General features: G+C 63.7%; 6 protein-coding genes. 4 read left to right on the plus strand and 2 right to left on the minus strand.

Translation table 11 applies throughout. The features are described from left to right. From EN884_RS28775 to EN884_RS28790, 4 genes are all read left to right on the plus strand, one after another. A partial coding sequence (locus tag EN884_RS28775) for a mandelate racemase/muconate lactonizing enzyme family protein (protein WP_164895205.1) occupies positions 1 to 792 on the plus strand: 792 nt, incomplete at its 5' end. Positions 793 to 801: 9 nt separating this feature from the next. Beyond that, positions 802 to 1,131, plus strand: coding sequence for an L-rhamnose mutarotase (locus EN884_RS28780; protein ID WP_063167540.1), 330 nt, complete (start codon positions 802 to 804; stop codon positions 1,129 to 1,131). Then, positions 1,124 to 2,200, plus strand: a complete 1,077-nt coding sequence (locus tag EN884_RS28785) for a Gfo/Idh/MocA family oxidoreductase (protein ID WP_063167539.1) — start codon at positions 1,124 to 1,126, stop codon at positions 2,198 to 2,200. The genes EN884_RS28780 and EN884_RS28785 overlap by 8 nt, the downstream gene beginning before the upstream one ends. Next, entirely contained in the window at positions 2,197 to 2,652 is a 456-nt protein-coding gene (locus EN884_RS28790; protein WP_063167538.1) for a MaoC/PaaZ C-terminal domain-containing protein, read from the plus strand. The genes EN884_RS28785 and EN884_RS28790 overlap by 4 nt, the downstream gene beginning before the upstream one ends. A gap of 14 nt (positions 2,653 to 2,666) precedes the next feature. Here EN884_RS28790 and EN884_RS28795 read toward each other — a convergent pair whose 3' ends face one another. Beyond that, the gene (locus EN884_RS28795; RefSeq protein ID WP_013533032.1) at positions 2,667 to 3,464 is read right to left on the minus strand and encodes an ABC transporter permease subunit; all 798 of its coding nucleotides are present in this window, start codon (positions 3,462 to 3,464) and stop codon (positions 2,667 to 2,669) included. A gap of 3 nt (positions 3,465 to 3,467) precedes the next feature. Next, on the minus strand, positions 3,468 to 3,856 hold a 389-nt coding region (locus tag EN884_RS28800; protein ID WP_128360878.1), incomplete at its 5' end, for an ABC transporter permease subunit.

The following is a 3,856-nucleotide window of genomic DNA, read 5'->3' on the forward strand; positions in this document are numbered from 1 at the left end:
ACCGCACTCTGGGATCCTCGGGCCACGAAGCAAACCCTCCCTTTGTCGAAACTGGCCGGCGGCGCCAAGGATCGTTGTCCGCTTTACACCACCGAAGGCGGTTGGCTGCACATCGAGACGCAGGCGCTGGTCGACGATGCGCTGGCCGCCAAGGCGAAGGGATTTCGCGGCTCGAAAGTCAAGATCGGCAGGCCGCACGGGTCGGAGGATCTTGCCCGCCTGTCGGCGGTGCGCAAGGCGGTCGGCGACGGCTACGAGATCATGACCGACGCCAATCAGGGGTTTTCGGTCGACGAAGCGATCCGGCGCGCTGCGAGGCTGCGTGAGCTCGACCTCGCCTGGATCGAGGAACCGCTGCCGGCCGACGACATCGACGGGCATGTGCGGTTGTCGAACTCGACGCCGACGCCGATCGCCATCGGCGAGTCGCTCTACTCCCTCCGCCATTTTCGCGAGTACATGCAGAAAGGCGCCTGCTCGATCGTGCAGGTCGATGTCGGCCGTATCGGCGGCATCACGCCCTGGCTCAAGATTGCGCACGCGGCAGAGGCCTTCGACATTCCGGTCTGCCCGCATTTCCTGATGGAACTGCATGTCAGCCTGACCTGCGCTGTTCAGAACGGCCGATATGTCGAGTACATTCCGCAGCTCGACCAGTTGACCGGCAAGCGCATGCGCATCGAAGATGGCCAGGCGCTGGCGCCCGACGAACCGGGCATCGGCATCGATTGGGACTGGGACGCGGTCAAGGCCATGAGCATCGCCGAATTCACCACGGCGATCACGAAATAGGAGACTGATATGCAGCGGATGGGGATGATTCTCGGACTGAAGCCGGAAAAGGTCGATGAGTATGTTCGGCTCCATGCCGCCGTCTGGCCCGGCGTGCTGACCATGATCTCGGCCTGCAACATCAAGAACTATTCGATCTACCTGAAGCGGCCGGAGAACCTGCTGTTTTCCTATTTTGAATACCACGGCACCGACTATGCCGCCGACATGGCCAAGATGGCGGCCGACCCGAAGACGCAGGAATGGTGGGCCGTCTGCATGCCCTGCCAGGAGCCGCTGGCGACCCGCAAGGAGGGCGAGTGGTGGGCCGAGATGGATGAGGTCTTCCATCATGACTGAAGGCGGCTTCGACCCTGCCTTGCTCGTTCAATCCTGGCCAAAACCCTCAAGACCCCGGCCGATCGTCACCTTCGGCGCGGGATCGATCGTCGGCGACGCGCATTTCCCAGCCTACCGGAAGGCCGGCTTTCCGGTTGCCGGGCTTTATGATCCTGATCATGTCAGGGCTGAAAAGCTGGCCAGCCAATGGGGCGTGACGGCCTTTGGCTCGGTCGAAGAAGCGACTGCTGTCGAGGGCGCGATCTTCGACCTTGCCACCCCGCCGTCGCATCATGCCGATGTGCTGAAGTCCTTGCCTGACGGCGCGGTGGCGCTGATCCAGAAGCCGATGGGCAGCAATCTTGCCGAGGCGACCGCGATCCTCGAAATCTGCCGCGCCAGGAGGCTGCACGCGGCGGTGAACTTCCAATTGCGTTTCGCGCCAATGATGCTGGCGCTGAAGGATGCCATCGGCAAGGGCTGGCTCGGCGAGATCGTCGACTTCGACGCCTGGCTGGCGCTGGCGACACCATGGGAGCTTTGGGAATTCCTGCTCAAGGCGCCGCGCGTCGAGATCGCCATGCATTCGATCCACTATCTCGACCTGATCCGGCAGTTGCTCGGCGACCCCAGAGGCGTGCACGCCAAGACGCTCGGCCATCCCAACCATAAGGTGGCGCAGACGCGCACCAGCGCCATTCTCGACTATGGCGACACCGTGCGTTGCGCGCTGTCGATCAACCACGACCACAAATTCGGTCGCCGGCATCAGGCCTGCGAGTTCCGCATCTGCGGCACAGAGGGTGCCGCCTATCTCAAGCTGGGTCTCAACCTCGATTATCCCACAGGCGAACCGGATGTATTGGAGATCTGTCCGAAGGGCGGAACGGGCTGGATCGCCGTGCCCTTGGCCGGCGAGTGGTTTCCCGATGCCTTCGTCGGCCGCATGGCCAATGTCCAGCGCTTTGCGACCGGAGAAGATGATACGCTGATAAGCCCCGTCGAAGATGCCTGGAGCACGATGGCGCTGGTCGAGGCCGCCTACCAGTCGAGCGCGGCACCGGCGACGCCGATCGCGGAAAGACCCTGATGGAACAGATCAAGTATTTCGAGGATTACGAGATTGGCGCGTCGCGCCTAACAAGCGGCCGCACCATCACCGAGACCGACTTCATCGTCCATGCCGGCCACACCGGCGATTTCTTTCCGCACCACATGGACGCCGAGTACATGAAGACGACGCCATTCGGCCAGCGCATCGCGCATGGCACGCTGGTGTTCTCCGTCGGCATCGGGCTGACCGCGAGCGTCGTTAACCCTGTCGCCTTTTCCTACGGCTACGACCGGCTGCGCTTCATCAAGCCGGTGTTCATCGGCGACACAATCCGCACGCGCACCACCATCGCGGTCAAGGAAGACGATCCCAAGCGGCCGGGTTCAGGACGGGTGATCGAGCGGTGCGAGGTGATCAACCAGCGCGGCGACGTGGTGCTGGCGGCAGACCACATCTACATCGTCGAACGCAGGCCGGCGCAGGGCTGAGACTCGGGAAAGTCCTACGAGCCGGTAGCGCGCTTGGTAATGCGCTCCAGCCCGAGCAAGAGAACCAGCGTCGCCACGACCAGGATCATTGTCAGTGCCGCACCGGCAAAGATGTCGCCGCGATCGGTAAGGCTGAAGATCGAGACCGGCAGCGTCACCCAACCCGGCGGGTAGACCATGACGGTGGCGCCGAGTTCCCCCATCGACAGCGCGAAACTGAGACCGAAGGCGGCAACCAGATAGGGTGCGAGCAAGGGCAGTGTGACGTGCCAAAGCCGGTAGGCCGGGCGAGCGCCGAGGCTCGATGCCACCTGCTCGAAGTCGGGCGAAAGCCGCGCCAGTCCAGCCGAGACATTGCCGAAGGTGAAAGCCGAGATCAGCACGAAATGCGCGATCATGACGATCGCGATCGTGCCGTTGAGCAGCAGCGGCGGATGGCTGAAGGCAACCAGCAGGCCAAGGCCGACAGACACCGAAGGGACCGCGCTTGGGATGAAGAACAAAAGGCCGAGCAGCCGCCGCAAGGCATGGCCCTGGAGGCGCAGCGACAGGGCCGCCCAGGTGCCGCTGACCAGCGCCAGCGCGCTGGCCAGGAAGCCGGTGACCAGGCTGGCCTTGACCGCTCTGCCGGCGGCACCGGAAATGACATCGGTGTAGTGCTCCGTCGTCAGGCCGTTGGGCAGCACGCCGTTCCACTGGTCGGCGAGGCTGGACAGGAGGATGACCGCGAGCGGCGCCAGGAACAGCACGCCGAAGATCAGTGCGAAGAGCACCCACAGGACAAGACGACCGGAGCGTGACCAGACCAGCATGGGCTAGGCTCCCAACCGGCCGGCGGCGAAACGGTAGAGGCCAAACAGGCCGAGCGACAGCGCGATGTTGACGACGGCGATGATACAGGCGACCTGATAGGCCGATTCCTGGATCGCCTTGCCATAGATCAGCAGCGGCAGGGTGATGACGCCCTTGGCGCCGATGAACAGCACGATGCCGAATTCGTTGACAGTCAACAACAGGCAGAGGCTGCCGCCGGCGATGAGTGCCGGGATTGCCGCCGGCAGGATCACCTGGCGAACGATGCGAAACGGCCGCGCGCCGAGCACGCTCGCCGCTTCGATCTGGCCACGGTCGACCAGCGAAAAGGCGGCGAGCAGCGGCCGCAGGATGAAGGGTGTGTAGACAGTGACCTCGGCCAGGATCACAC

This window comes from Mesorhizobium sp. M7A.F.Ca.AU.001.01.1.1 (assembly GCF_004022735.1).
In the GTDB taxonomy this organism is placed as follows: domain Bacteria; phylum Pseudomonadota; class Alphaproteobacteria; order Rhizobiales; family Rhizobiaceae; genus Mesorhizobium; species Mesorhizobium ciceri.

What these genes read in the sequence shown, in the direction of transcription:
- EN884_RS28785 (WP_063167539.1), top strand. Translation starts at nt 1,124, where the DNA reads ATGACTGAAGGCGGCTTCGACCCTGCCTTGCTCGTTCAATCCTGGCCA.
- EN884_RS28795 (WP_013533032.1), bottom strand. Translation starts at nt 3,464, where the DNA reads ATGCTGGTCTGGTCACGCTCCGGTCGTCTTGTCCTGTGGGTGCTCTTC.
- EN884_RS28780 (WP_063167540.1), top strand. Translation starts at nt 802, where the DNA reads ATGCAGCGGATGGGGATGATTCTCGGACTGAAGCCGGAAAAGGTCGAT.